The sequence below is a fragment of the Kitasatospora sp. NPDC054795 genome, from assembly GCF_053611565.1.
The window spans coordinates 10020-35363 of the sequence record NZ_JBSHAP010000021.1 but is presented as its reverse complement, the minus strand read 5'-3'; the positions used below and the strand labels follow the sequence as shown (position 1 = coordinate 35363).

The 25344-nt window shown below is 71.4% G+C and carries 20 protein-coding genes and 1 pseudogene; 18 read left to right on the top strand and 3 right to left on the bottom strand.

Features of this window, described 5'->3' with window-relative positions:
- Positions 1 to 72 precede the first annotated feature (72 nt).
- The 17 genes and pseudogenes from ACWGJO_RS10505 (at position 73) to ACWGJO_RS10425 (ending at position 21430) form a co-directional block, all read left to right on the top strand.
- Positions 73 to 627 (top strand): NuoB/complex I 20 kDa subunit family protein, encoded by a 555-nt coding sequence (locus tag ACWGJO_RS10505; protein WP_074005520.1) that lies wholly within the window; start codon positions 73 to 75, stop codon positions 625 to 627.
- Positions 624 to 1337 carry an NADH-quinone oxidoreductase subunit C gene (locus ACWGJO_RS10500; protein ID WP_452183061.1) on the top strand — a complete coding sequence of 238 codons (714 nt, stop codon included), beginning with the start codon at positions 624 to 626 and terminating at the stop codon, positions 1335 to 1337. Before ACWGJO_RS10505 ends, ACWGJO_RS10500 begins: the two co-directional genes overlap by 4 nt.
- Positions 1337 to 2677, top strand: a complete 1341-nt coding sequence (locus ACWGJO_RS10495; protein WP_359902258.1) for an NADH-quinone oxidoreductase subunit D — start codon at positions 1337 to 1339, stop codon at positions 2675 to 2677. Before ACWGJO_RS10500 ends, ACWGJO_RS10495 begins: the two co-directional genes overlap by 1 nt.
- Positions 2674 to 3534, top strand: a complete 861-nt coding sequence (gene nuoE, locus ACWGJO_RS10490) for an NADH-quinone oxidoreductase subunit NuoE (protein ID WP_452183060.1) — start codon at positions 2674 to 2676, stop codon at positions 3532 to 3534. Before ACWGJO_RS10495 ends, nuoE begins: the two co-directional genes overlap by 4 nt.
- A complete protein-coding gene (nuoF, locus tag ACWGJO_RS10485) occupies positions 3534 to 4895 on the top strand; it encodes an NADH-quinone oxidoreductase subunit NuoF (RefSeq protein WP_452183059.1) in 1362 nt (453 codons plus the stop codon). The genes nuoE and nuoF overlap by 1 nt, the downstream gene beginning before the upstream one ends.
- Positions 4892 to 7354, top strand: a pseudogene (locus tag ACWGJO_RS10480) (NADH-quinone oxidoreductase subunit G); the annotation flags it as partial. The gene nuoF and the pseudogene ACWGJO_RS10480, both read left to right, overlap by 4 nt.
- Before the next feature lie 191 nt (positions 7355 to 7545).
- Positions 7546 to 8874 carry an NADH-quinone oxidoreductase subunit NuoH gene (gene nuoH / locus ACWGJO_RS10475; RefSeq protein ID WP_452183058.1) on the top strand — a complete coding sequence of 443 codons (1329 nt, stop codon included), beginning with the start codon at positions 7546 to 7548 and terminating at the stop codon, positions 8872 to 8874.
- 6 nt (positions 8875 to 8880) lie between these two features.
- Complete coding sequence (gene nuoI, locus ACWGJO_RS10470; protein WP_359902267.1) at positions 8881 to 9489, top strand: NADH-quinone oxidoreductase subunit NuoI; 609 nt, start codon at positions 8881 to 8883, stop codon at positions 9487 to 9489.
- Complete coding sequence (locus ACWGJO_RS10465; RefSeq protein ID WP_359902331.1) at positions 9489 to 10406, top strand: NADH-quinone oxidoreductase subunit J; 918 nt, start codon at positions 9489 to 9491, stop codon at positions 10404 to 10406. Before nuoI ends, ACWGJO_RS10465 begins: the two co-directional genes overlap by 1 nt.
- A complete protein-coding gene (gene nuoK / locus ACWGJO_RS10460) occupies positions 10403 to 10702 on the top strand; it encodes an NADH-quinone oxidoreductase subunit NuoK (RefSeq protein WP_195911268.1) in 300 nt (99 codons plus the stop codon). Before ACWGJO_RS10465 ends, nuoK begins: the two co-directional genes overlap by 4 nt.
- Before the next feature lie 14 nt (positions 10703 to 10716).
- The gene (nuoL, locus tag ACWGJO_RS10455; protein WP_387691484.1) at positions 10717 to 12636 is read left to right on the top strand and encodes an NADH-quinone oxidoreductase subunit L; all 1920 of its coding nucleotides are present in this window, start codon (positions 10717 to 10719) and stop codon (positions 12634 to 12636) included.
- Positions 12637 to 12747: 111 nt separating this feature from the next.
- Positions 12748 to 14367: an NADH-quinone oxidoreductase subunit M gene (locus ACWGJO_RS10450; protein WP_452183057.1), complete on the top strand. Its 1620-nt coding sequence runs from the start codon at positions 12748 to 12750 to the stop codon at positions 14365 to 14367.
- A gap of 11 nt (positions 14368 to 14378) precedes the next feature.
- A complete protein-coding gene (gene nuoN / locus ACWGJO_RS10445) occupies positions 14379 to 16001 on the top strand; it encodes an NADH-quinone oxidoreductase subunit NuoN (protein WP_387736058.1) in 1623 nt (540 codons plus the stop codon).
- A 310-nt stretch (positions 16002 to 16311) separates the two neighbouring features.
- Positions 16312 to 17322, top strand: coding sequence for a polyprenyl synthetase family protein (locus ACWGJO_RS10440; RefSeq protein ID WP_452183056.1), 1011 nt, complete (start codon positions 16312 to 16314; stop codon positions 17320 to 17322).
- A gap of 117 nt (positions 17323 to 17439) precedes the next feature.
- Complete coding sequence (locus ACWGJO_RS10435; RefSeq protein ID WP_359902278.1) at positions 17440 to 18102, top strand: response regulator transcription factor; 663 nt, start codon at positions 17440 to 17442, stop codon at positions 18100 to 18102.
- A gap of 407 nt (positions 18103 to 18509) precedes the next feature.
- A complete protein-coding gene (locus ACWGJO_RS10430) occupies positions 18510 to 20378 on the top strand; it encodes a 2-oxoacid:acceptor oxidoreductase subunit alpha (protein WP_452183102.1) in 1869 nt (622 codons plus the stop codon).
- The gene (locus ACWGJO_RS10425; RefSeq protein ID WP_452183055.1) at positions 20375 to 21430 is read left to right on the top strand and encodes a 2-oxoacid:ferredoxin oxidoreductase subunit beta; all 1056 of its coding nucleotides are present in this window, start codon (positions 20375 to 20377) and stop codon (positions 21428 to 21430) included. Before ACWGJO_RS10430 ends, ACWGJO_RS10425 begins: the two co-directional genes overlap by 4 nt.
- Before the next feature lie 136 nt (positions 21431 to 21566).
- On the opposite strand, the gene ACWGJO_RS10420 is transcribed toward ACWGJO_RS10425, so the two are convergent.
- From ACWGJO_RS10420 to ACWGJO_RS10410, 3 genes are all read right to left on the bottom strand, one after another.
- Positions 21567 to 21947: a VOC family protein gene (locus ACWGJO_RS10420; protein WP_452183054.1), complete on the bottom strand. Its 381-nt coding sequence runs from the start codon at positions 21945 to 21947 to the stop codon at positions 21567 to 21569.
- Between the two features lie 166 nt (positions 21948 to 22113).
- On the bottom strand, positions 22114 to 23742 hold the full coding sequence (locus ACWGJO_RS10415; RefSeq protein WP_452183053.1) for an LCP family protein: 1629 nt from the start codon (positions 23740 to 23742) through the stop codon (positions 22114 to 22116).
- Complete coding sequence (locus ACWGJO_RS10410) at positions 23735 to 24088, bottom strand: DUF6542 domain-containing protein (RefSeq protein WP_387691473.1); 354 nt, start codon at positions 24086 to 24088, stop codon at positions 23735 to 23737. The genes ACWGJO_RS10415 and ACWGJO_RS10410 overlap by 8 nt, the downstream gene beginning before the upstream one ends.
- A 474-nt stretch (positions 24089 to 24562) precedes the next feature.
- Between ACWGJO_RS10410 and ACWGJO_RS10405 the strand changes: the two genes are divergently transcribed.
- Positions 24563 to 25225, top strand: coding sequence for a TetR/AcrR family transcriptional regulator (locus tag ACWGJO_RS10405; RefSeq protein ID WP_452183052.1), 663 nt, complete (start codon positions 24563 to 24565; stop codon positions 25223 to 25225).
- Positions 25226 to 25344: the final 119 nt, after the last annotated feature.

Sequence of the window (25344 nt, the reverse complement as noted above, 5' to 3'; positions counted from 1 at the left end):
CGCTTGTGAACGAGCGGACAAGCCAGAACCGGCCCACGTATCAGCGGACTCGAGGGCATTGAGAGGGATCTGATGGGAATCGAGGAGAAGCTGCCGAGCGGCTTTCTGCTCACGACGGTGGAGACGGCCGCCGGCTGGGTGCGCAAGGCGTCACTCTTCCCGGCCACCTTCGGTCTGGCCTGCTGCGCGATCGAGATGATGACCACCGGGGCGGGCCGCTACGACCTGGCCCGGTTCGGCATGGAGGTCTTCCGGGGTTCCCCCCGGCAGGCCGATCTGATGATCGTGGCGGGGCGGGTGAGCCAGAAGATGGCCCCGGTGCTGCGCCAGGTGTACGACCAGATGCCCAACCCCAAGTGGGTCATCTCGATGGGTGTCTGCGCCTCGTCCGGCGGGATGTTCAACAACTACGCGATCGTCCAGGGCGTCGACCACATCGTCCCGGTGGACATCTACCTGCCCGGCTGTCCGCCCCGTCCGGAGATGCTGATGGACGCCATCCTGAAGCTGCACGACAAGATCCAGCACGAGCCGCTGGGCGTGAACAGGCGCCGGGCCGAGGAGCTCGGTGAGGCGCTCGCCCTGAAGGCCACCCCGATCAGCGAGATGCGGGGGCAGCTGCGATGAACGACCAGGTACCCGAGACCCGCCGCGAGCAGCCGGTCCGCGAGATCCCGGTCGAGGTGGTCGGCCGCCGCCAGGGCATGTTCGGTGCCAAGGGCAGCGGCGACACCTCCGGCTTCGGCGGTCTGGCCACCCCGATCGTGCTGCCCGGTCCGAGTGAACGCCCGTACGGCGGCTGGTTCGACGAGGTCGCCGACGAGCTGGAGGGCGCCCTGGAGGAGCAGGGCCTGGACCCGGTCGAGGTGATCGAGAGGACTGTGGTCGACCGCGGCGAGCTCACCTTCCACATCGACCGCGACCACCTGCTGGGGACCGCCCGCATCCTCCGCGACGACCCGGCGCTGCGCTTCGAACTGTGTCTGGGCGTGAGCGGCGTGCACTACCCCGGCGACAAGGGCCGCGAGCTGCACGCGGTCTACCACCTGCGCTCGATCACCCACGGCCGGCTGATCCGGCTGGAGGTCACCGCACCCGACGCCGACCCGCGCATCCCCTCCGTGGTGAGCGTCTACCCGACCAACGACTGGCACGAGCGCGAGGCCTACGACTTCTTCGGCCTGGTCTTCGAGGGCCACCCCGCGCTCACCCGGATCATGATGCCGGACGACTGGCTGGGCCACCCGCAGCGCAAGGACTACCCGCTCGGCGGCATCCCCGTCGAGTACAAGGGCGCCCAGATCCCGGCTCCCGACCAGCGGAGGTCGTACAGCTGATGAACACCCAGCACTTTGGAGAGACCGAGGAAGCGGACGCCCGCGATACCACCGAGGGCCGGGTCTTCACCGTCACCGGCGGTGACTGGGGCGAGGTGGTCGAGGCGGTCGGCCGGGCCGACGACGAGCGCATCATCGTCAACATGGGCCCCCAGCACCCGTCCACCCACGGCGTGCTGCGGCTGATCCTGGAGATCGACGGCGAGACGGTGAAGGAGGCCCGCTGCGGCATCGGCTACCTCCACACCGGCATCGAGAAGAACATGGAGTTCCGCAGCTGGGTCCAGGGCACCACCTTCGTGACCCGCATGGACTACCTGACCCCGCTGTTCAACGAGACCGCCTACTGCCTGGCGGTCGAGAAGCTGCTCGGCATCACCGACGACGTCCCGGACCGCGCCAACGTCATCCGCGTGATGATGATGGAGCTCAACCGGATCGCCTCGCACCTGGTCTGCCTGGCCACCGGCGGCATGGAGATCGGCTCCACCACCCTGATGATCTACGGCTTCCGGGACCGCGAGCTGATCCTGGACGTCTTCGAGCTGGTCACCGGTCTGCGCATGAACCACGCGTACGTGCGCCCCGGCGGCCTCGCCCAGGACCTGCCGCCCGGCGCCGTCGACCAGATCCGCGAGGCGGTCAAGGTCTTCCGCTCCCGGATGCACGAGTACGACAAACTCGCCACCGGCAACCCGGTGTTCAAGGCCCGCCTGGTCGACGTCGGCTTCCTGGACCTGCCCGGCTGTCTGGCCCTCGGTGCCACCGGCCCGATCCTGCGCGCCACCGGCCTGCCGCACGACCTGCGCAAGACCGACCCGTACTGCGGCTACCAGGACTACGACTTCGAGGTCGCGATCGCCGACAGCGCCGACTCCTACGGCCGCTTCCTGATCCGCCTGGAGGAGATGAAGCAGTCGCTGCGGATCGTCGAGCAGTGCCTGGACCGGCTGCGTCCGGGCCCGGTCATGGTGGCCGACAAGAAGATCGCCTGGCCCGCCCAACTGGCCGTCGGCCCGGACGGGCTGGGCAACTCCCTCGACCACATCCGCAAGATCATGGGCACCTCGATGGAGGCCCTGATCCACCACTTCAAGCTGGTCACCGAGGGCTTCCGGGTCCCGGTCGGCCAGGCGTACGTGGCGGTCGAGTCGCCCAAGGGCGAGCTGGGCGTGCACGTGGTCAGCGACGGCGGGACGCGCCCGTACCGGGTCCATTTCCGGGATCCGTCGTTCACCAATCTGCAGACGATGGCGGCGATGTGCGAGGGCGGCCAGGTGGCCGACGTGATCGTCGCGGTGGCCGGGATCGACCCGGTGATGGGAGGCGTGGACCGGTGACCAACGTCGAACTCGGACTGCCGGCACTGCCGGCCGCACCGTACCCCGAGGAGGTGTACGCCAGGCTGGCCGCCGACGCCGCCGAGCTGATCGCCCGCTACCCGCAGCCCCGCTCGGCGCTGCTGCCGCTTCTGCACCTGGTGCAGGCCGAGGAGGGCTTCGTCAGCCCGACCGGGATCCGCTTCTGCGCCGAACAGCTGGACCTCACCACCGCCGAGGTCACCGCGGTCGCGACCTTCTACACCATGTACCGGCGCCGCCCGGCCGGGAAGTACCACGTCGGGGTCTGCACCAACACCCTGTGCGCGGTGCTCGGCGGCGACCAGATCTTCGCCGAGCTCCAGGAGCACCTGGGTGTCCGCAACAACGAGACCACCGAGGACGGCGAGGTTTCGATCGAGCACATCGAGTGCAACGCGGCCTGCGACTACGCGCCCGTGGTGATGGTCAACTGGGAGTTCTTCGACAACCAGACCCCGGAGAGCGCCCGGCAGCTGGTCGACGACCTGCGCGCCGGCCGTGAGGTCCGGCCGACCCGCGGTGCCCGGCTGTGCGGCTTCAAAGAGACCGCCCGGATCCTGGCCGGCTTCCCGGACGAGCGCCCGGGCGCCAACGACGAGTCCGGGGCTGGCGGCGCGCCGTCCCTGGCCGGTCTGCGGCTGGCCCGCGGCGAGGCGCTGCCCGGCACCGCCGGCACCAAGGTGGTCTCGCCCCGCCCCGCGTCCCCCCGCCACGAGGGCAACGGCCAGGCAAGCAACGGCCCGGCGAACAACGGCCAGGCAAGCAACCCCCAGACAAGCAACGGCCAGACGAACAACGGCCAGGCTGGCAAGGGCCAGGAAGGGAGCGAAGCGTGATGACCTCCGCCGAGCCGGCCGAGAAGCTGCTCACCCCGGTCCTGTCCGACTCCTGGGACGACAGCCGCCCCTGGACGCTCGACACCTACCGCCGCCACCACGGCTACGAGGGCCTCAAGGCGGCCCTCGCCATGCCGCCGGACGACGTGATCGCCCTGGTCAAGGAGGCCGGCCTGCGCGGCCGCGGCGGCGCCGGCTTCCCGACCGGCATGAAGTGGCAGTTCATCCCGCAGAACGACGGCAAGCCGCACTACCTGGTGGTCAACGCGGACGAGTCCGAGCCGGGCACCTGCAAGGACATCCCGCTGCTGTTCGCCAACCCGCACGTGCTGATCGAGGGCATGATCATCGCCTCCTACGCGATCCGCTGCGACCACGCCTTCATCTACCTGCGCGGCGAGGTCGTCCCGGTGCTGCGCCGGCTGCACGCGGCCGTCGCCGAGGCGTACGGGGCCGGGCTGCTGGGCCGGAACATCCTCGGCTCGGGGACCGACCTCGACATCACCGTGCACGCCGGCGCCGGCGCCTACATCTGCGGCGAGGAGACGGCGCTGCTGGACTCGCTGGAGGGCCGCCGCGGCCAGCCGAGGCTGCGGCCCCCGTTCCCGGCGATCGCCGGCCTGTACGCCTGCCCGACGGTGGTCAACAACGTCGAGTCGATCGCCTCGGTGCCGCCGATCCTGTCCCGCGGCAAGGAGTGGTTCAAGGCCCTGGGCACCGAGAAGTCCCCCGGCTTCACGCTCTACTCGCTCTCCGGCCACGTCACCAACCCCGGCCAGTACGAGGCCCCGCTCGGCATCACGCTGCGCCAGCTGCTCGACCTCAGCGGCGGCATCCGCCCCGGGCACCGGCTGAAGTTCTGGACCCCGGGGGGCTCCTCCACCCCGATGTTCACCGACGAGCACCTCGATGTCCCGCTGGACTACGAGGGCGTCGGCGCGGCCGGCTCGATGCTCGGCACCAAGGCGCTCCAGGTCTTCGACGAGACCACCTGCGTGGTGCGGGCCGTCACCCGCTGGACGGAGTTCTACGCCCACGAGTCCTGCGGCAAGTGCACCCCCTGCCGCGAGGGCACCTACTGGCTGGTCCAGCTGCTCCAGCGGATCGAGGCGGGCGAGGGCGTCGACGGGGACCTGGAGAAGCTCCTCGACATCGCCGACAACATCAACGGCAAGTCCTTCTGCGCCCTGGGCGACGGCGCGGCCAGCCCGATCGTCTCCTCGCTCCAGCACTTCCGGGCCGAGTACGAGCAGCACCTGGCCGAGCGCCGCTGCCCGTTCGACCCGGCCGCCTCCACCGTCTGGGCCGACGGCCCCCGCCCCGGCCACCAGTCCGCCACCGAAAGGGAGGTGCACGCGTGACGATCACAGAGCCAACCGCCTCCGAGACCGCGGTCGAACTGGTCACGCTCACCATCGACGGCGTTGAAGTGCGGGTCCCCAAGGGAACGTTGGTGATCCGGGCCGCCGAGACCATCGGCACCCAGATCCCGCGCTTCTGCGACCACCCGCTGCTCGATCCGGCCGGCGCCTGCCGCCAGTGCATCGTCGAGATCGAGGGCCAGCGCAAGCCGGTCGCCTCCTGCACCGTTCCGGTGGCCGAGGGCATGGTGGTGCGCACCCAGCTCAGCTCGCCGGTGGCCGAGAAGGCCCAGCGCGGCGTGATGGAGCTGCTGCTGATCAACCACCCGCTGGACTGCCCGGTCTGCGACAAGGGCGGCGAGTGCCCGCTGCAGAACCAGGCGATGACCAGCGGCGCCGCCGACTCCCGCTTCGAGGGGATGAAGCGCACCTACGAGAAGCCGGTGCCGATCAGCAGCCAGGTGCTGCTGGACCGCGAGCGCTGCGTGCTGTGCGCGCGCTGCACCCGCTTCTCGCAGCAGATCGCCGGGGACCCGTTCATCGACCTGGTGGAGCGCGGGGCACTGCAGCAGGTCGGCACCGGCGAGGGCGACGACTTCGAGTCGTACTTCTCCGGGAACACCATCCAGATCTGCCCGGTGGGCGCGCTGACCTCGGCGGCGTACCGGTTCCGCTCGCGTCCCTTCGACCTGGTCTCCTCGCCGAGCGTGTGCGAGCACTGCGCCTCGGGCTGCGCGCAGCGCACCGACCACCGGCGCGGCAAGGTGCTGCGCCGGCTGGCGGGTGAGGACCCGGCGGTGAACGAGGAGTGGAACTGCGACAAGGGCCGCTTCGCCTTCCGCTACGCCCAGCAGCGCGACCGGCTGACCACCCCGCTGGTGCGGGTGGACGGCGAGCTGGTGCCGGTCTCCTGGCCGGAGGCGCTGGCCCGGGCGGCCGACGGGCTGCGCGGGGCCCGGACCGGGGTGCTGGCCGGCGGCCGGGTGACGGTCGAGGACGCCTACGCGTACGGGAAGTTCGCGCGGGTGGTGCTTGGTACCAACGACGTGGACTTCCGGGCCCGCCCGCACAGCAGTGAGGAGGCGGACTTCCTGGCCGCGGCGGTGGCCGGGCGGGGCGTCGACGTGAACGGCGCCGGCGTGGCGTACGAGGACCTCGACCGGGCGCCGGCGGTGCTGCTGGCGGGCTTCGAGCCGGAGGAGGAGTCGCCGATCGTCTTCCTGCGGTTGCGCAAGGCGACCAGGGCGACGGGCCTGAAGGTGTTCTCGGTGGCCGCGTTCGGTTCCCGGGGCCTGGCGAAGCTGCGCGGCGCGCTGCTGCCGGCCGCCCCCGGCACCGAGCCGGAGTGGTTCGCGGCGCTGGCGGCGGACGAGCCGCTGAACGACGACGCGGGCCGGGCGGCGGAACTGCTGCGCGCCCCGGGTGCGGTGATCCTGGTGGGCGAGCGGCTGGCCGCGGTCCCGGGCGGGCCGACGGCGGTGCTGCGCCTGGCGCACGCGACCGGCGCCAGGCTCGCCTGGGTGCCGCGCCGGGCCGGTGAGCGCGGGGCCGTGGAGGCGGGCGCGCTGCCGGGCCTGCTGCCCGGCGGCCGTCCGGTGGCCGCCGCGGCGGCCCGGGCGGAGGCGGCCGAGCTGTGGGGCGGGGCCGAGCTGCCGTCCCGGCCGGGCCGGGACACCGACGGGATCCTGGCGGCGGTCGTGGCCGGAGAGCTGGACGCGCTGCTGGTCGGCGGCGTGGATCCGGACGACCTGCCGGACCCCGGGCTGGCCGACGAGGCGCTGGCGGCGGTGCCGTTCCTGGTGTCGCTGGAGCTGCGGCCCTCGGCGGTGACGGCGCGCGCCGACGTGGTGCTGCCGGTGGCTGCGGCGGCGGAGAAGGCCGGCACCTTCCTGGACTGGGAGGGCCGGGTGCGGATGTTCGAGGCCGCGCTCAAGCCGGACCAGCAGATGGGCCGTCACCTCCAGCCGGACCTGCGGGTGCTGAGCATGCTGGCGGACGCGTTGGGCGGGCGGCTGGGACTGCCGGACGTCCGGGCGGCCCGGCTGGAGCTGGACCGCTTCGCCCCCTGGGAGGGCGACCGCACGGCCGACCCGGCGGCCCACCCCGGCCCGCTGCCCCGGCCGGCCGCCGGCCAGGCGGTGCTGGCGGGTTGGCGCCTGCTGCTGGACAACGGCGCGCTGCAGCAGGGGGATCCGCATCTGGCGGGCACCCGGCACCGGGCGGTGGCCCGGATCTCGGCGGAGACGGCCAAGGAGATCGGTGCGGAGGCGGCCGGGGCCCTGCGGCTGACCGGCCCGGCCGGATCGCTGACCCTGCCGCTGGAGGTCACCGACTCGATCCCGGACCGCACGGTCTGGGTCCCGCTCGGCTCCACTCCGGGCGGTGCCCCGCGCGCGCTCGGTACCACCGTCGGCCACCTGGTCACGATCGCCGCGGCCGCGGTGGAGTCCGCGGCCGAGGCCGATCCCGGCCCGGTGACACAGGACGGGGCGGCACAGGACGGGGCGGCACAGGACGGGGCGGCACCGGACCGGGCGACACCCGACCGGTCGGCGCAGGACGAGCAGGAACAGGACGGGTCGGCCCGGGCACAGGCCCAGGCCCAGGCCGGTTCGGCCGTGGACGGGACCGCGGGAGAAGGGGAGGACCGATGACTCCGCAGCCGTACGAGACGCTCCACTTCTTCGGGCAGGACCCGTGGTGGCTGGTGCTGCTGAAGGCGGTGTTCTGCTTCGCCTTCCTGGTCCTGACGGTGCTGATCGCGATCGTCTGGGAGCGCAAGGTGGTGGCCTGGATGCAGCTGCGCATCGGGCCCAACCGGCACGGCCCGTGGGGCATGCTGCAGTCGCTGGCGGACGGCGTGAAGCTGGCGCTGAAGGAAGACCTGGTGGTCAAGGGCTCGGACAAGGCGGTCTACATCCTGGCCCCGATCGTCTGCGCCATCCCCGCGTTCATGGCCTTCGCGGTGATCCCGTTCGGCCCGGCCGGCAACGAGGTGTCGATCTTCGGTACCCGCACGCCGCTCCAGCTGACGGACTTCCCGGTGGCGTTGCTGTACGTCCTGGCGACGGCCGCGGTGGGCATCTACGGCATCGTGCTGGCGGGTTGGTCCTCGGGTTCGACGTACCCGCTGCTGGGCGGGCTGCGCTCGTCCGCGCAGATGATCAGCTACGAGATCGCGATGGGCCTGTCCTTCGCGGCGGTGTTCATCTACTCGGGTTCGATGTCGACCTCGGAGATCGTGGCGCACCAGCAGCCGACCTGGTTCGCGGCGCTGCTGCCGGTGTCGTTCATCGTCTACATCATCGCGATGGTCGGCGAGACCAACCGGGCGCCGTTCGACCTCCCGGAGGCCGAGGGCGAGTTGGTCGGCGGCTTCAACACCGAGTACTCCTCGCTGAAGTTCGCGATGTTCATGCTGGCCGAGTACGTGAACATGGTGACGGTCTCGGCGGTGGCCTCGACCCTCTTCCTGGGCGGCTGGCGGGCCCCGTGGCCGGTGTCGACGTTCTGGGAGGGCGCCAACCACGGTTGGTGGCCGATGCTGTGGATCACGCTGAAGATCCAGTTGCTGCTGTTCTTCTTCATCTGGCTGCGCGGCACGCTGCCCCGGTTCCGCTACGACCAGTTCATGAAGCTGGGCTGGAAGGTGCTGATCCCGGTCTCGCTGGTGTGGCTGGTGCTGATCGCGAGCGTGCGGGCGCTGCGCAACGAGGGTTACGACTTCGGCGAGGTGGTGCTGTACGTGGGCGCGCCGGTCGGCGTGATCCTGCTGCTGGCGCTGCTGCGGGACTTCCTGAGGAAGCAGCCTGAACCCGAGGTCACCCCGCCCAAGGCCGATTTCGACCCGATGGCGGGCGGCTATCCGGTCCCGCCGCTGCCCGGCCAGGCGCTCCCGCCGGTGCCGCGTCGGCGCAGCCGCGCCCCGAAGCAACTCCAGGACGCCCTCAACGGGGCCGACCATTCCGAAGGGAGCTGAACCGAGATGTCCGACCAGTCCGATCGTACGGGCCGCCCCGAACGGGCCGACCGTCCGTCGATCCTCGGCCCGGCCGCCGGCTTCGGCGTGACCTTCAAGGCCATGTTCAAGAAGCGGCTCACCGAGCAGTACCCGGAGCAGAAGAAGCCCACCGCTCCGCGCTTCCACGGCCGCCACCAGCTGAACCGGCACCCGGACGGCCTGGAGAAGTGCGTCGGCTGCGAGCTGTGCGCGTGGGCCTGCCCGGCCGACGCGATCTACGTGGAGGGCGCGGACAACCGGGACGAGGAGCGCTACTCCCCGGGTGAGCGCTACGGCGTGGTGTACCAGATCAACTACGCCCGCTGCATCCTGTGCGGGCTGTGCATCGAGGCCTGCCCGACCCGGGCGCTGACCATGACCAACGAGTACGAGCTGGCCGACTCCTCCCGGCGGGACCTGATCTTCACCAAGGAGCAGCTGCTGGTGGGCCTGTCCGAGGGCATGGTCGACACCCCGCACGCGATCTTCCCCGGCACCGACGAGGGCGCGTACTACCGGGGCGAGATCACCGCGGCGGCGCCGGGCACGGTCCAGCAGGAGCGCACCGACCGGGACCGGGAGGTGCAGCAGTGATCGCGCGGCTGGCGGAAGCGACCGGGACGACCTCGACGGGTGAGGCCGTCCAGTTCTGGGTGCTCGCGGTGATCGCGGTCGGCGGTGCGCTCGGCATGGTGCTGATGCGCAAGGCCGTGCACAGCGCGCTCTGCCTGGCGGCCACCATGCTGGCGCTGGCGGTCTGTTACATGGCCCAGGGCGCGGTGTTCCTGGGCGTGGTGCAGATCGTGGTCTACACCGGCGCGATCATGATGCTGTTCCTGTTCGTGGTGATGCTGGTCGGTGTCACCAGCGAGGATTCGCTGAAGGAGCAGCTGAAGGGCCAGCGGTTCGCCGCGGCGCTGTGCGGGCTGGGCTTCGGCGTGCTGTTGATCGCCGGGATCGCCAACGCGAAGCTGGACCACTTCACCGGGTTGTCCGAGGCGAACGCCGAGGGCAACGTGCCGGGCCTGGCCCGGCTGATCTTCACCCGGTACGTGTGGGCCTTCGAGGTCACCGGCGCGCTGCTGATCACCGCGGCGATCGGCGCGATGGTGCTGACCCACCGGGAGCACGTGAAGGCGCCGAAGACGCAGCGCGAGCTGGCGGCGCAGCGGATCATGGACAACATCCAGCTGCCGCCGCTGCCGGCGCCGGGCGTGTACGCGCGGCACAACGCGGTGGACGTTCCGGCGCTGCTGCCGGACGGCACGATCGCCGAGGACTCGGTGATGGCGACGCTGCGCGAGCGCGGCCAGGTCCGGGACGTCAGCCAGGCGATGCTGCAGCGGATGGCGGAGCTGGAGAACAGCACGGCGGACTGGTTGGGCCGTCCGTCCTCGGAGCGGCCGGCGGTGACGGCCCCGCGCAAGTCGCTGGAGCCGGTGCCGGCGAACGGCGAGCCGGTGCCGGCGAACAACGTGAAGCACCCGGCCGGCGAGGAGGGCGCGGAGTGAACCCGGTCAACTACCTCTACCTGTCGGCCCTGTTGTTCACCATCGGCGCGGCCGGGGTGCTGATCCGGCGCAACGCGATCGTGCTGTTCATGTGCGTGGAGCTGATGCTGAACGCCTCGAACCTCGCCCTGGTGACCTTCTCCCGGCTGCACGGGACCCTGGACGGCCAGATCATCGCGTTCTTCACGATGGTGGTGGCGGCGGCCGAGGTCGTGGTCGGCCTCGCCATCATCGTCTCCATCTTCCGGACCAGGCACTCCGCTTCGGTCGACGACAGCAACCTGATGAAGCTGTAGGCGGAGGACCTTCGGTGAACTCTCTCATTCCGCTGCTGGTGGCGGCTCCACTGGCCGGTGCCGCCCTGCTGCTGCTCGGCGGCCGGGTGCTGGACCGCTACGGCCACTGGCTGGCCACCGCGCTCGCGGCGCTCTCGTTCGGCTTCGGCCTGGCCCTGTTCTCGGACATGCTCGGCCGTGACGCCGAGCACCGGGCGCTCACCGTGCACCTGTTCAGCTGGATCCCGGTGAACGGCTTCCAGGCCGACTTCTCCTTCCTGCTCGACCAGCTGTCGATGACCTTCGTCCTGCTGATCACCGGCGTCGGCACGCTGATCCACCTCTACTCGGTGGGCTACATGGCGCACGACGAGCGCCGGCGCCGCTTCTTCGCGTACCTGAACCTGTTCCTGGCCGCCATGCTGCTGCTGGTGGTCGCGGACAACTACCTGCTGCTGTACTTCGGCTGGGAGGGCGTGGGCCTGGCCTCGTACCTCCTGATCGGCTTCTGGCAGCACAAGCCGAGCGCGGCGACGGCGGCGAAGAAGGCCTTCATCGTCAACCGGGTCGGCGACATCGGCCTGTCCGTCGCGATCATGCTGATGTTCGCGGAGTTCGGCTCCTTCGCCTTCGGCCCCGTCTTCGGCGGGGCGCACGAGGCGAGCGAGGGCAAGCTGACGGCGATCGGCCTGATGCTGCTGCTGGCGGCCTGCGGCAAGTCGGCCCAGGTGCCGCTGCAGTCCTGGCTGGGGGACGCGATGGAGGGCCCGACCCCGGTGTCGGCGCTGATCCACGCGGCCACCATGGTGACCGCGGGCGTCTACCTGATCACCCGTTCCTCGGCGATCTTCGACCTGGCGCCGGACGCGCAGACCGCCGTGGTGGTGGTCGGCGCGGTCACGCTGCTGTTCGGTGCGATCGTCGGTTGCGCCAAGGACGACATCAAGAAGGCGCTGGCCGGCTCGACCATGTCGCAGATCGGCTACATGGTGCTGGCGGCCGGGCTCGGTCCGATCGGCTACGTCTTTGCGATCATGCACCTGGTGACCCACGGCTTCTTCAAGGCCGGGCTGTTCCTCGGCGCCGGGTCGGTCATGCACGGCATGAACGACGAGGTGAACATGCGTCACTACGGCGGCCTGCGCAAGTACATGCCGGTCACCTTCGTCACCTTCGGCCTCGGTTACCTGGCGATCATCGGCTTCCCGGGCCTGTCCGGTTTCTTCTCCAAGGACAAGATCATCGAGGCGGCCTTCGCCAAGGGCGGCACCGAGGGCTGGATCCTCGGGCTGTGCACGCTGGTCGGCGCGGCGATCACCGCGTTCTACATGACCCGGGTGATGGTGCTGACCTTCTTCGGCGAGAAGCGCTGGCAGCCGGCCGGTGGCACCGGCGGCTCCGCCGCGGGGGAGGGCGACCTGCCGCACCCGCACGAGTCGCCCAGGACCATGACGATCCCGATGGTCCTGCTGGCCTTCGGCTCGGTGTTCGCGGGCGGGCTGTTCGCCTTCAACGACTCCTTCCTGAAGTGGCTGGAGCCGGTCACCGGGCACGAGGAGGGCAACTCCCCGCTCGCCCCGCTGACCGTCACCCTGCTGACCACGGCCTGCATGCTGGCCGGCGTCGGCCTCGCCTACCTGATGTACGGGCGCTCGCCGGTCCCGGTGGTGCCGCCGGTCGGCTCCCCGCTCACCCGGGCCGCCCGCCGGGACCTGCTGCAGGACGACTTCAACCACGCGGTGCTGGTGCGGCCGGGCTCGGCGCTCGCCGCGGCGCTGGTCTTCTTCGACAGCCGCGGCCTGGACGGCGTGGTCAACGGCCTGGCCGCCGCGATCGGCGGGCTCTCCGGCCGGCTGCGGCGGATCCAGAACGGCTACGTCCGCTCCTACGCGCTCTCCATGTTCGGCGGCACGCTGGTGCTGGTCGCCACGACTCTCCTGATGAGGTCCACGTGATGACTCGTCCTGATATCCGTTGGGAGGGCAGGCCATGAGCGAGCGCAGCGAACGAACCGCCAAGCGGTGCGCGCGGACGGACGCCCCTGCCGGGCGCGGCGAGGTGGGCGCATGAGCGTCCTCCTGACCGCCACCTGTGCCGTGCCGGCGGCCGGCGCGGTGCTGACCGCGGCGCTGCCCGCCGGTTCCTCCGAGAGCCGGCGCCGGAACACCAAGGCCGTCGCGCTGGGCGTCTCGGCCGTCACCCTGGTGCTGGCCGCCGTGGTGGCAACCCGGTTCGACCCGCAGGGCGCCCGCTTCCAGCTGAACGAGTCGTACAGCTGGATCCGCTCCTTCGGCATCACCTTCTCGCTCGGCGTGGACGGCATCGGTGCGGTGCTCGCCCTGCTCACCGCCGTCCTCGTGCCGTTGGTGATCCTCGCCTCCTGGCACGACGCCGATCCGGGGCCGGCCGGTCCCGACGGCACCTTCGAGAACAGGAGGAGGACCCAGGGCTTCTTCGCCCTGATCCTGGCGGTGGAGGCGATGGTGGTCGTCTCCTTCTACGCCACCGACGTCTTCGTCTTCTACGTGTTCTTCGAAGCCATGCTGATCCCGATGTACTTCCTGATCGGCGGCTTCGGCGACCGGGCGGGCGGCCCCGAGTCGGCGCGTCAGCGCTCCTACGCGGCCGTGAAGTTCCTGCTCTACAACCTGCTCGGCGGCCTGGTGATGCTGGCGGCCGTGATCGGCCTGTACGTGATCGCGCAGGACCAGGGCTTCGGCACCTTCGACCTGCCGACGCTGACCTCGGCGATCGCCGACGGCCGGCTCCAGCTGACCGGCACCGCCGAGAAGGCGCTGTTCCTGGGCTTCTTCTTCGCCTTCGCGGTGAAGGCCCCGCTGTGGCCGCTGCACACCTGGCTGCCGAACGCGATGGGCGAGTCCACCGCCGGCACCGCGGTGCTGATCACCGCCGTGGTGGACAAGGTCGGAACCTTCGCGATGCTGCGCTTCTGCCTCGGGCTGTTCCCGGACGCCTCGAAGACCTTCGCCCCGGCGATCCTGGTCCTCGCGCTGATCGGGATCGTCTACGGCGCGCTGCTGGCGGTCGGGCAGAAGGACATCAAGCGCCTGGTGGCGTACGCCTCGATCTCGCACTTCGGCTTCATCATCATGGGCATCTTCGCCCTGACCAGCCAGGGCCAGAGCGGCGCCACCCTCTACATGGTCAACCACGGCCTGTCCACGGCGGCGTGGATGCTGGTGGCCGGCTTCCTGATCTCCCGTCGCGGTTCGCGGCTGATCGCCGACTACGGCGGTGTGCAGAAGGTCGCCCCGGTGCTCGCCGGGACGTTCCTGATCGGCAGCCTGGCCACCCTGTCGCTGCCCGGGCTCGCCCCCTTCGTCAGCGAGTTCCTGGTGCTCGTGGGCACCTTCACCCGCTACCCGGCGATCGGCGTCGTGGCCACCCTCGGCATCGTGCTGGCCGCGCTGTACGCCCTGCTGCTGTACCAGCGCACCATGACCGGTCCGGTGAAGGACGGGGTGCGCACGATGCCCGACCTCAAGGCCCGGGAACTCGCCGTGGTCGGCCCGCTGGTGGCGCTGACCATCCTGCTCGGCGTCTACCCCAAGCCGCTCACCGACCTGGTCAACCCCTCGGTGAACGCGACGCTCTCGCAGATCCACCAGACCGACCCGGCGCCGGCCCACCCGGTCGCCGCCACCTCAGGAGGTGAGCAGAAGTGAGCGCCACCGCGATGCTCGCCGCCGCGGGCGGCAACACCCCCAGCATTCCGGCGCCGCACATCGAGTACGGCCAGCTCTCGCCGATGCTCGTGGTGTTCGCCGCCGCCGTGGCCGGTGTCCTGGTGGAGGCCTTCGTGCCCCGCCGGTACCGGCACTGGACCCAGGTGACGCTCGCGCTGGCCGGGCTCGTCGGCGCCTTCGTCGCCGTGGTGGTGCTGGCCGTGCAGAGCCACGGCTTCACCCGGATCGACCTGCTGGCCATGGAGTCGGTCGCGATGGACGGCCCGGCACTGTTCCTCCAGGGCGTGATCCTGCTGGCCTCCGTGGTCGCGGTGCTCACCTACGCCGAGCGCAGGCTGGAGCCGAAGGCCGGCGGCCTGCCCGCCGACGCCTTCGCCGCCCAGGCCGCCGCCACCCCCGGAGGCGAGCAGGAGCGGGCCGCGGTCCGGGCCGGCTTCGCCACCAGCGAGGTCTTCCCGCTCACCCTGTTCGCGGTCGGCGGCATGCTGCTGTTCCCCGCCGCCAACGACCTGCTGACCATGTTCGTGGCGCTGGAGGTTTTCTCGCTGCCGCTGTACCTGCTGTGCGCGCTGGCCCGGCGCCGCCGGCTGCTCTCCCAGGAGGCGGCGGTCAAGTACTTCCTGCTCGGCGCCTTCGCCTCGGCGTTCTTCCTCTTCGGCACCGCGCTGCTGTACGGCTACGCGGGCAGCGTGAAGCTCGGGGACATCGGGGACGTCATCTCCGGCAAGGCGATGACCACCCCCGCGCAGCTGAGCACCACCCAGAGCGACGCGCTGGTGCTGACCGGCCTGGCGATGCTCGCGGTCGGCCTGCTGTTCAAGGTCGCCGCGGTCCCCTTCCACTCCTGGACCCCGGACGTCTACCAGGGCGCGCCGACCCCGGTGACCGGCTTCATGGCGGCGGCCACCAAGGTCGCGGCGTTCGGGGCCTTCCTGCGGCTGTTCTACGTGGCCTTCCCGGGCCTGCGGCTGGACTGGCGGCCGGTGATGTGGGGCGTGGCGATCCTCACCATGGTGGTGGGCGCGGTGCTCGCGGTGACCCAGCAGGACGTCAAGCGCCTGCTGGCGTACTCCTCGATCGCGCACGCCGGGTTCATCCTGACCGGCGTGATCGCCGTCAACAAGCAGGGCATCTCCTCGGTGCTGTTCTACCTGCTGTCGTACTCCTTCGTGACGCTCGGCGCGTTCGCGGTGGTCACCCTGGTGCGCGACTCCAAGGGCGAGGCGACCCACCTGTCCAGCTGGGCCGGGCTCGGGCGGCGCTCGCCGCTGGTGGCGGCGGTGTTCGCGCTGTTCCTGCTGGCCTTCGCCGGGATTCCGCTGACCTCCGGCTTCACCGGGAAGTTCGCGGTCTTCCAGGCCGCGGCCAGCGGCGGGGCGACCCCGCTGGTGGTCGTCGGTGTGCTGAGCTCGGCGGTGGCCGCGTTCTTCTACATCCGGGTGATCGTGCTGATGTTCTTCTCGGACCCGCAGCCGGGCGGCCCCACGGTGGCGATCCCGAGCGCCTTCACGGCGACCGCGATCGGGGTGGGGGTGCTGGTGACACTGGGTCTCGGGCTGCTCCCGCAGTACTTCCTCGACCTGGCGTCCAAGGCCTCGTTGTTCGTGCGCTGATCCTGGCGTGCACCGCCTCCGACCAGGGCCCCGTCCGGGCCGCGCCCAGTCCGCGCGGCCCGGACGGGTCTTTGTCGGGAGCCGGGGCCGGGGGAGTTCCGAGGCTCTCCCACCTTTATTTCCAGCCGAATTCGCCCCCACCGCCGTCCGGCCCGCACAGCCGCCCTGACCAGGGCATCAGGCCCGATCATGACAGGATCCGCACGCCCGTGCAGTGATCCACTCACGACCGGATACCCTGCCTGTATGGCCAGCGGCGGCACTCAGGGACCAGGCCGCTAGATCGACCAGGGACAGAGGAGTGGTCTTCGTGACCGTCGTGGAACCCTTCGGGCTCAGCGTGCAGGACCGCGACCTGACCCGGGATGTCCAGGCCGGACTGGACGCGGTGGAGGCGGCGCTCGGCGAGGCCGTCAAGTGCGACGTCCCGTTCATCACCGTCACCGCCAGTCACCTCCTCGAAGCCGGTGGCAAGCGCTTCCGTCCGCTGCTCCTGCTGCTGGCCGCCCAGTTCGGCGACCCGGGGGCGCCCGGTGTGGTGCCCGCCGCCGTGGTGGTCGAGCTGACCCACCTGGCCACGCTGTACCACGACGACGTGATGGACGAGGCGCCGGTGCGCCGGGGCGCCCCGAGCGCCAACTCCCGCTGGGACAACTCGGTCGCGATCCTCACCGGCGACTTCCTGTTCTCCCGCGCCTCCCAGGTGCTCGCCGACCTCGGCCCGGAGGCCGTGCGGATGCAGGCCGAGGCCTTCGAGCGGCTGGTGACCGGTCAGATCCTGGAGACCCGCGGCCCCGGTCAGGACATGGACCCGCTGCTGCACTACCTGGACGTCCTGGAGGGCAAGACCGGCTCGCTGATCGCCGTCTCCTGCCGGATAGGAGCGCTGATGGCCGGTGCCGAGCGCGAGCTGGTGGACATCCTCGGCGAGTTCGGCGAGCGGATCGGCATCGCCTTCCAGCTGGCCGACGACGTGCTCGACATCGCCAGTGACGGCCACGAGTCCGGCAAGACCCCCGGTACCGACCTGCGCGAGGGCGTGCCGACCCTGCCGACCCTGCTGCTGCAGCAGATGCCGGTCGACCCTGCCGACCCGGCCGACGCCCGGCTGCGCGAACTGCTCGACCAGGACCTCTCCGACGACGACCTGCACGCCGAGGCGCTGCGCCTGCTGCGCGCCCACCCGGCGCTGGAGCGCGCCCGCGCCGAGACCCTGCGCCGGGCCGAGGAGGCCAGGGCGCTGCTGGCCCCGCTGCCGGACTGCGCCGCCAAGGCCGCCCTGGAGGGGCTCTGCGACGCGGTGGCGATCCGCACCATGTGAGCCCCCCGGGCTCGTCCGGGCCGGGCCGCGGTGCGGCCGGGCCCGGCCCCCCACCGCGGTGACTCGGGGATGGGGGAGACTGACTACCGTCAGCACACGCCTGCCGGGAAGGTCGTTATGCGTCGCGTCGTCATCGCCGAGGACTCCGTACTTCTGAGGGAGGGACTGACCCGGCTGCTCACCGATCGCGGCATGGAGGTCGTCGCCGGGGTCGGGGACGGCGAGGCCCTGGTGAAGACCATCCACGAGCTGGCGGCGGCCGACGCCCTGCCGGACGTCGTGGTCTCCGACGTGCGGATGCCGCCGAGCCACACCGACGAGGGGCTGCGGGCCTGCGTGGAGCTGCGCGGCCGTTACCCGCAGCTGGGTGTGCTGGTGCTGTCGCAGTTCGTGGAGGAGCGCTACGCCTCCGAGCTGCTGGCCGGTTCCACCCGGGGCGTCGGCTACCTGCTCAAGGACCGGGTCGCCGAGGTGCGCGAGTTCGCCGACGCGGTGGTCCGGGTCGCCGATGGCGGTACGGCGCTGGACCCGGAGGTGGTGCAGCAGCTCCTCAGCCGCAGCCGCAAGGGCGACGTTCTGGCCAATCTCACGCCGCGCGAGCGCGAGGTGCTCGGGCTGATGGCGGAGGGCCGCACCAACGCGGCGGTGGCCAGGCAGCTGGTGGTCTCCGACGGCGCGGTGGAGAAGCACGTCAGCAACATCTTCCTCAAGCTGGGGCTGGCTCAGAGCTCGGAGGACCACCGCCGGGTGCTGGCGGTGCTCACCTACCTCAACTCCTGACGCCCCGCTCCGTGGCCGGGGCTCCCCGGGGGCGCGCCCCCGGGGAGCGCATCTCGGCCATGCGCCTCCGAGGTGCTCGCGTCCGCCCGCCCGAGCCGGAATGATCTCCGGCGGGCGGGCGTTGTTGCTCACGTGCGGTATGGCCGCGGGCCGGTGAAATTGCTGCCGTGGTTCCGGCCGCCGTCGTGTCGGCCCGCATAGGATGCGAGAGGTGCACCAGGCGGACGGGGCACGGGGCCGCGCCCGCGGGTGGTGTGCCCACGAGGAGGTCCGCGGCAGTGACCAGTCAGGTCGATCAGTCAGAGGCAGTGGACGGCCCGGACGGCGACGAGGCCCGCGCCGGGAACGGCGACGCGCGCTCGGGTGCGGCCGCTCCCGCCGGACCCCCCGCTCCGGGCGGCCCTCCGGTGAAGCCGGGCAAGCCCATCCGCAGACTCGATCGGGTGATCATTCGCTTCGCCGGCGACTCCGGTGACGGCATGCAGCTGACCGGTGACCGGTTCACCTCGGAGACGGCGTCCTTCGGCAATGACCTGTCCACGCTGCCGAACTTCCCGGCCGAGATCCGGGCGCCCGCCGGCACCCTGCCGGGCGTCTCCTCCTTCCAACTGCACTTCGCGGACCACGACATCCTGACCCCGGGCGACGCCCCGAACGTGCTGGTCGCGATGAACCCGGCCGCGCTGAAGGCGAACCTGCCGGACCTGCCGCGCGGCGCCGAGATCATCGTCAACACCGACGAGTTCACCAAGCGCGCGCTGGCCAAGGTCGGTTACCCGGCGGACCCGCTGACCGACGGTTCGCTGGACGGCTTCCACCTGCACAAGGTGCCGCTGACCGCGCTGACCCTGGAGGCGCTCAAGGACAGCGGCCTGGCCCGCAAGGACGCGGAGCGGGCGAAGAACATGTTCGCCCTGGGCCTGCTGTCCTGGATGTACCACCGGCCCACGCACGGGACGGAGTCGTTCCTGCGCACCAAGTTCGCCAAGAAGCCGCAGATCGCCGAGGCGAACATCAGCGCCTTCCGGGCGGGTTGGAACTTCGGCGAGACCACGGAGTCCTTCGCGGTCTCCTACGAGGTGCCGCCGGCCAGGCTCCCGGCCGGGCGCTACCGCAACATCTCCGGCAACCTCGCGCTGTCCTACGGGCTGATCGCCGCGGCGAAGCGCTCCGGCCTGCCGCTGTACCTGGGTTCGTACCCGATCACCCCGGCCTCGGACGTGCTGCACGAGCTGAGCCGGCACAAGAACTTCGGGGTGCGCACCTTCCAGGCGGAGGACGAGATCGCCGGCGTCGGCGCCGCGCTCGGGGCCGCGTTCGGCGGGGCGCTCGGGGTGACCACCACCTCCGGGCCGGGGGTCGCGCTGAAGTCGGAGGCGATCGGCCTGGCCGTCTCGCTCGAACTGCCGCTGCTGATCGTGGACATCCAGCGCGGCGGCCCGTCCACCGGCCTGCCGACCAAGACCGAGCAGGCGGACCTGCTGCAGGCGATGTTCGGCCGCAACGGCGAGGCGCCGGTGCCGATCGTCGCCCCGGCCACGCCCGCGGAGTGCTTCGACGCGGCGCTGGAGGCGGCCCGGATCGCGGTCACCTACCGCACCCCGGTGTTCCTGCTCTCGGACGGCTACCTGGCCAACGGCTCGGAGCCCTGGCGGATCCCCGATGTCGACGAACTGCCGGAGATCGACCCGCGGTTCGCCACCGGCCCGAACCGCGAGGACGGCGCCTTCTGGCCGTACCTGCGCGATCCGCGGACGCTGGCCAGGCCCTGGGCGGTGCCCGGCACGCCCGGCCTGGAGCACCGGATCGGCGGCATCGAGAAGCAGGACGGCACCGGCAACATCTCCTACGACCCGGCCAATCACGACTTCATGGTCCGCACCCGGCAGGCCAAGATCGACGGCATCACGGTGAAGCCGGTCGAGGTGGACGACCCGACCGGCGACGCCCGGGTGCTGGTGATCGGCTGGGGTTCGACCTACGGGCCGATCACCGCCGCGGTGCGCCGGGTGCGCGCGGACGGCGGCGAGGTCGCCCAGACGCACCTGCGCAACCTCAACCCGTTCCCGGCCAACCTGGGCTCGGTGCTGCGGAGTTACGAGAAGATCATCGTGCCCGAGATGAACCTGGGGCAGCTGGCCCTGCTGCTGCGGGCGAAGTACCTGGTGGACGCCGAGTCCTACAACCAGGTGCGCGGGCTGCCGTTCAAGGCCGCCCAGTTGGCGGACGTGCTGTGGGCCGCGATCGGCACCCTGGACGAGGAGGACCACCGATGAGCGAGCACGCCTTCCCGTCCCTGAAGCTGGTGCCCAAGGCTGAAGGGCCGCAGAGCGCCCGGGACTTCAAGACCGACCAGGAGGTGCGCTGGTGCCCCGGCTGCGGGGACTACGCGATCCTGGCGGCCGTGCAGTCCTTCATGCCGGAGCTGGGCATCAAGCGCGAGAACACGGTGTTCGTCTCGGGCATCGGCTGCTCCTCGCGCTTCCCGTACTACATGAACACCTACGGGGTGCACTCGATCCACGGCCGGGCGCCGGCGATCGCGACCGGGCTGGCCAGCGCGCGCCAGGACCTGAGCGTCTGGGTGGTGACGGGCGACGGCGACGCGCTGTCGATCGGCGGCAACCACCTGATCCACGCCCTGCGGCGGAACGTCAATCTGAAGATCCTGCTGTTCAACAACCGTATCTACGGCCTCACCAAGGGCCAGTACTCACCGACCAGCGAGGTCGGCAAGATCACCAAGTCCACCCCGATGGGCTCGCTGGACGCGCCGTTCAACCCGCTGTCGCTGGCGATCGGCGCCGAGGCCACCTTCGTCGCGCGCACCATCGACTCGGACCGCCAGCACCTCCAGTCGGTGCTGCGGGCGGCCGCCGAGCACCGGGGCACGGCGCTGGTGGAGATCTACCAGAACTGCAACATCTTCAACGACGGCGCCTTCGAGGTACTGAAGGACCCCGGTAGCCGGGACGAGGCGCTGATCCGGCTGGAGCACGGGCGGCCCGTCCGCTTCGGCGCGGACCTGGCGAACGGCGTCTTCCGGGGCCCGGACGGCGAACTGTTCACCGCCCCGGTCACGGCGGAGAACGAGGCGGACGTCCTGGTCCACGACGCGCACGCGCCCGGCCCCGCCGCCGCCTTCGCGCTCTCCCGGATCGCCGACGCGGACACCCTGCACCACACCCCGATCGGCGTGCTGCGCAGCGTCGAACGGCCGGTCTACGACGAGCTGATGGCGGACCAGCTGGCCACCGCCGCCACCCAGCGCGGCGAGGGCGACCTGGCCGCGCTGCTCGCCGGCAACGACACCTGGACGGTGGACTGACCGCCCCGCCGTCCGGTCCGAGCGAGCGGCGCCCCCTGTCCCGGCCGGGACAGGGGGCGCCCTCGTTCCTGTCGCTGGTTGTTTCCTACCGCTCGTCGTGGCCTACCGCTCGTCGTTGTCTACCGCTCGTCGTTGTCTACTGCTCGGCCCACTCGACCAGCTCGACCAGCACGCCGTTCGGATCGGTGACCTGGAAGAGCTTCTCGCCCCAGGGCTCCTCGCGCAGCGGGAGGGTGATCGTGATGTCCTCGGCGCGCAGCCGCCGTTCCTCGGCGGCGATGTCCTGGACGACGAACGCCAGGATCACGCCGTCCGCGATCCGGTGGCGCTGTTCCTCCGGCAGGACTTCGAGGCCGCGTCGCAGGTAGACGACGTTGACCCCGCCGCCCGGGTGTCCGAGCGAGACGAAGCCGTCGGCCGACATCTCCTCGGTGTAGCCGAAGTGCCGCTGGAGGAAGGCGGCGGAAGTGGTGACGTCCTCGACGGTCAGGGAGACGGCGGTCCTGGTGATCTGCAAGGCGGAGAACCCTTTCGTCGGCGTTCGGGCGTTATCCCGTACGCAGTACACTATACATAGTACGGAGAATTGCGCCAGGGGTTCCCGCGAGGACCCCCCGGGCCGGAACGGCCGAGGGAGGCTCCCCGGGCGGGGAGCCTCCCTCGGACGGCCGATGCGGAGCGGGTCAGTAGACGCAGGGGATGCCGCCGTCGGCCTGGGCGTCGACGGCGGGGCCCTGCATGGGCAGATTGGCGGCCGGGTCGGCCGGGGCGCCGCCCGCGGGGGTGGCGGGCTCGTCGGCGGCGACGCCGGTGAAGGTGGTGCCGAGGGTGACGACGACGTGGTCGGCGGCGGCGCTCGCGGACTCGGTGGCCGTCACGCCGTAGCGGGCCGCGATCTGCTCGGCGGCCTCCTTGGCGCCCTTGCCGTAGACGACCGTGGTGGTCTTCGGCCGGGTGCCGGCCGACCCGGTGCGGCCCTCCTTGAAGCCCAGGCCCGCCAGGGCCTTGGCCTCGGCGGCGGAGGTCACGCCGGCGGCGGAGGAGGCGTTGAAGACGTCGACCGTGACGGGCCTGGCGGAGGTCGCGGTCGGGGCCGGCATCGGTGCCGCGGTCGGCTGGGCCGGTGCGGGGGCCGCCCCCGCGGCCGGGTCGGCCGGGGCCGGCGCCGCGGCGGCGTCGGCGTAGCCGAAGAGCTGCTTGACCACCTTCTGGACCTTCGCCGGGGTCACCAGGTTGACGTCCTGGCCGTTCCTGGTGCCGAACCCGTCGAAGGTCAGGGTGTTGAACTCGACGTTGCCGCCGGTGAGGTTGGGGGCCTGCTGGGCGAAGTCGAGCACGTTCCACTCGTTGTCGATCACCAGGTCCTTCTGCATGACACCCATCAGCTCCTGCATCTTGCCGAGGTCGCCGATGACGCCCTTCTGCTTGAGGTTGTGCACGACCGAGGAGATGAAGGCCTGCTGGCGGTGGGTGCGGGCGAAGTCGCCGGAGTTGCCGTCCGGGCCGTCGAGGTTGTGGCGCTGGCGGACGAAGGAGAGCGCCTGCGAGGCGTTGAGCTTGTTGACGCCCTTGTGGAAGTCGGCACCCGAGCCCTGGCCCTCCATGGCCGGGTCCCTGGTGTCGTGGGTGAGGCAGACCTCGATCGGCTGGAGGGCCTTGGCGATGTCGTAGAAGCCCATCAGGTTGACCTCGGCGATGTGGTCGATGGGCTGGTCGAGGAACTTCTGCACGGTGCGGATGGTGGCCGCGCGGCCGATGTCGCGGCCGGCCTTCTCCAGGTCGGCGCCCTTGAGGCCCTTGGCGCGCAGGCCCGCGTCGGCCTTGTCCTTGGCCGCGCCGTAGGCCTCCTTGATCTTGGCCATGCCCATCTGGGTGCCGTCGGCGCCGTAGGTCATCACATAGTCGTCGCGGGGTATCGAGACGGCCTGCACCTTGCCGCCGTTCGCCGGGATGTGCAGCAGGATCAGGGAGTTGGTGTTGTAGCCGCCGATGTCGGAGCTGTGGCCAGCGTGCAGTTCGTCCTGGACGAACTCGGGCGGCAGGTCCGTGCCGTCCATGTTCTTGCGGCTGTCCAGGCCGATCAGCAGCAGGTTGACCGAGTTGTCGAGGTGCTTGGGCGCGTCCTTCTTGGTCTCGGCGATGACGCCGGAGGTGGTCATCCCGTCGGTGAGCTGCTTGTACTCGTACCAGACCACCCCGCTGGCGGCGAACACCGCGAACCCCACGGTGCAGGCCACTACCCGGCCCGCGATCAGCACGGGGGAGGGGTGGCGGGCCGCGGCGCGTCCGTCGGTTCCGGCGTTGTCAGCCATGCTGCCTCCTCCTCGCCCGGACCAGCCGGAACGCGATCACGACGACGGCCGCGACCGCGGCCTCGGCCATCACGGGAAAGCCGTGCACCACCCACTTGGCGGCGCCGGTGGCCAGGGCCTTGCCCTGGTACCGGTCGCGGTGGGCGGCCAGCTCGACGGCGGCTGTCACCCCCAGGACGACCAGCGGCGAGGCGGCGAGCACCCACCACCAGCCGTTGCGGCCGCTCAGCGCCGCGGCCAGGCCGGTGCCGAGTACCGCGGCCACCGCGAAGGCCAGGCCCATCCCGGGGCCGGAGAGTTCGTCGACCGCGGCGCCGGCCAGCGGCAGTCCGACGGCGAGTGCCACCGGCAGTGCGGGACCGCCGGGCAGGGGGCGTATGTGTCCGGCGGGTCCGTCCGCCGCCCGTCGGCGCGCCCGCTTGTCGCCCGACCGTCCTCGTTGCCCCGCCACGCCCTCACCCCGGTGTTCCCGTGCTCCGCGCGCCACGGTGGCGCCTGCGCCGCGTGCCGACCGTCCGGTCCGTCCGGTCCCGGGCCGGTCCTCGTCCGGGCCGTGGGCCCGTCGTCGGTCGTCCGTCGTTCCGGAACTCTGTTCGTGGCGCTGCCAGTTCCGGACGCCGGTTTCCGGCCAACTGGTTCCCGCCCGGCCGCCCGTGATCGGGGGAGGCGCTTCCGTATCACCTCTACACGGGTGTAGAAGTCGTACGCAGCATAGAGCGCACGTGTTCGGCGGCAAGTCCGGGTCCGCCGTGACCCGGATAAACTGCACCGGGTAGTTTCTGAGCGGTCGGCCGATGCGCCGGCGGAAGAGGAGAGGGCCGTGGCGACGACGGGCGGAGCGGGGCGGCCGGAGAAGCGCAAGGCGATCACGCGGGCCGCGACGGCGGTGTTCGGGCGCGAGGGGTACGTCCGGGCCAGCATGGACGCGATCGCGGCCGAGGCCGGGGTGTCCAAGCGGACGGTCTACAACCACTTCGCCGACAAGGAGACCCTCTTCCTGTCGGTGGCCCTGCAGAACTCGGCGGAACTGACCGAACGCATCCGGGAGTTGATGGCGAAGTACCTCGACCGGGTGGTGGAGCTGCGCCAGGACCTGATCGACTTCGCCGTCCAGCGGGCCCGCGCCGTCCTGTCCGCCGGGGAACACGGGGCGCTCGGCCGGGCGATCCGGGCCGAAGTGGCCAACATCCCGGCGGACGTCCTGGAGGCCTGGCTGGAGGCCGGGCCGATCGCCTCCCAGCGCGACCTCGCGCAGCACTTCGCCGCGCTCGCCGAGCGCGGGCTCCTCACGGTCGAGGACGCCGCGCTGGCCGCCGAGCAGTTCACGCTGCTGACCTTTCACGGCATCGCCGAGCGCTCCTTCTGGGGCGCCCTCCCGGTGGCGGACGAGGAGGTCGAGCGGATCGCGGCGGCCGGTGTGGACGCCTTCCTGCGGATCCACGGCACGTCGTCGTCGGCGTCGTCGCCGACGGCACGGGGCTGACGGAACGGGGCTGGGCAGGTCCGGGCGGGGGGGCGCGGTGGCGCCCCCCCCCGGCAACCCCGCGCCCAGCGCCCCGGGGAAGGGGGGGGGGGGTAATACGAATAGGGGGGGAAAAGCGC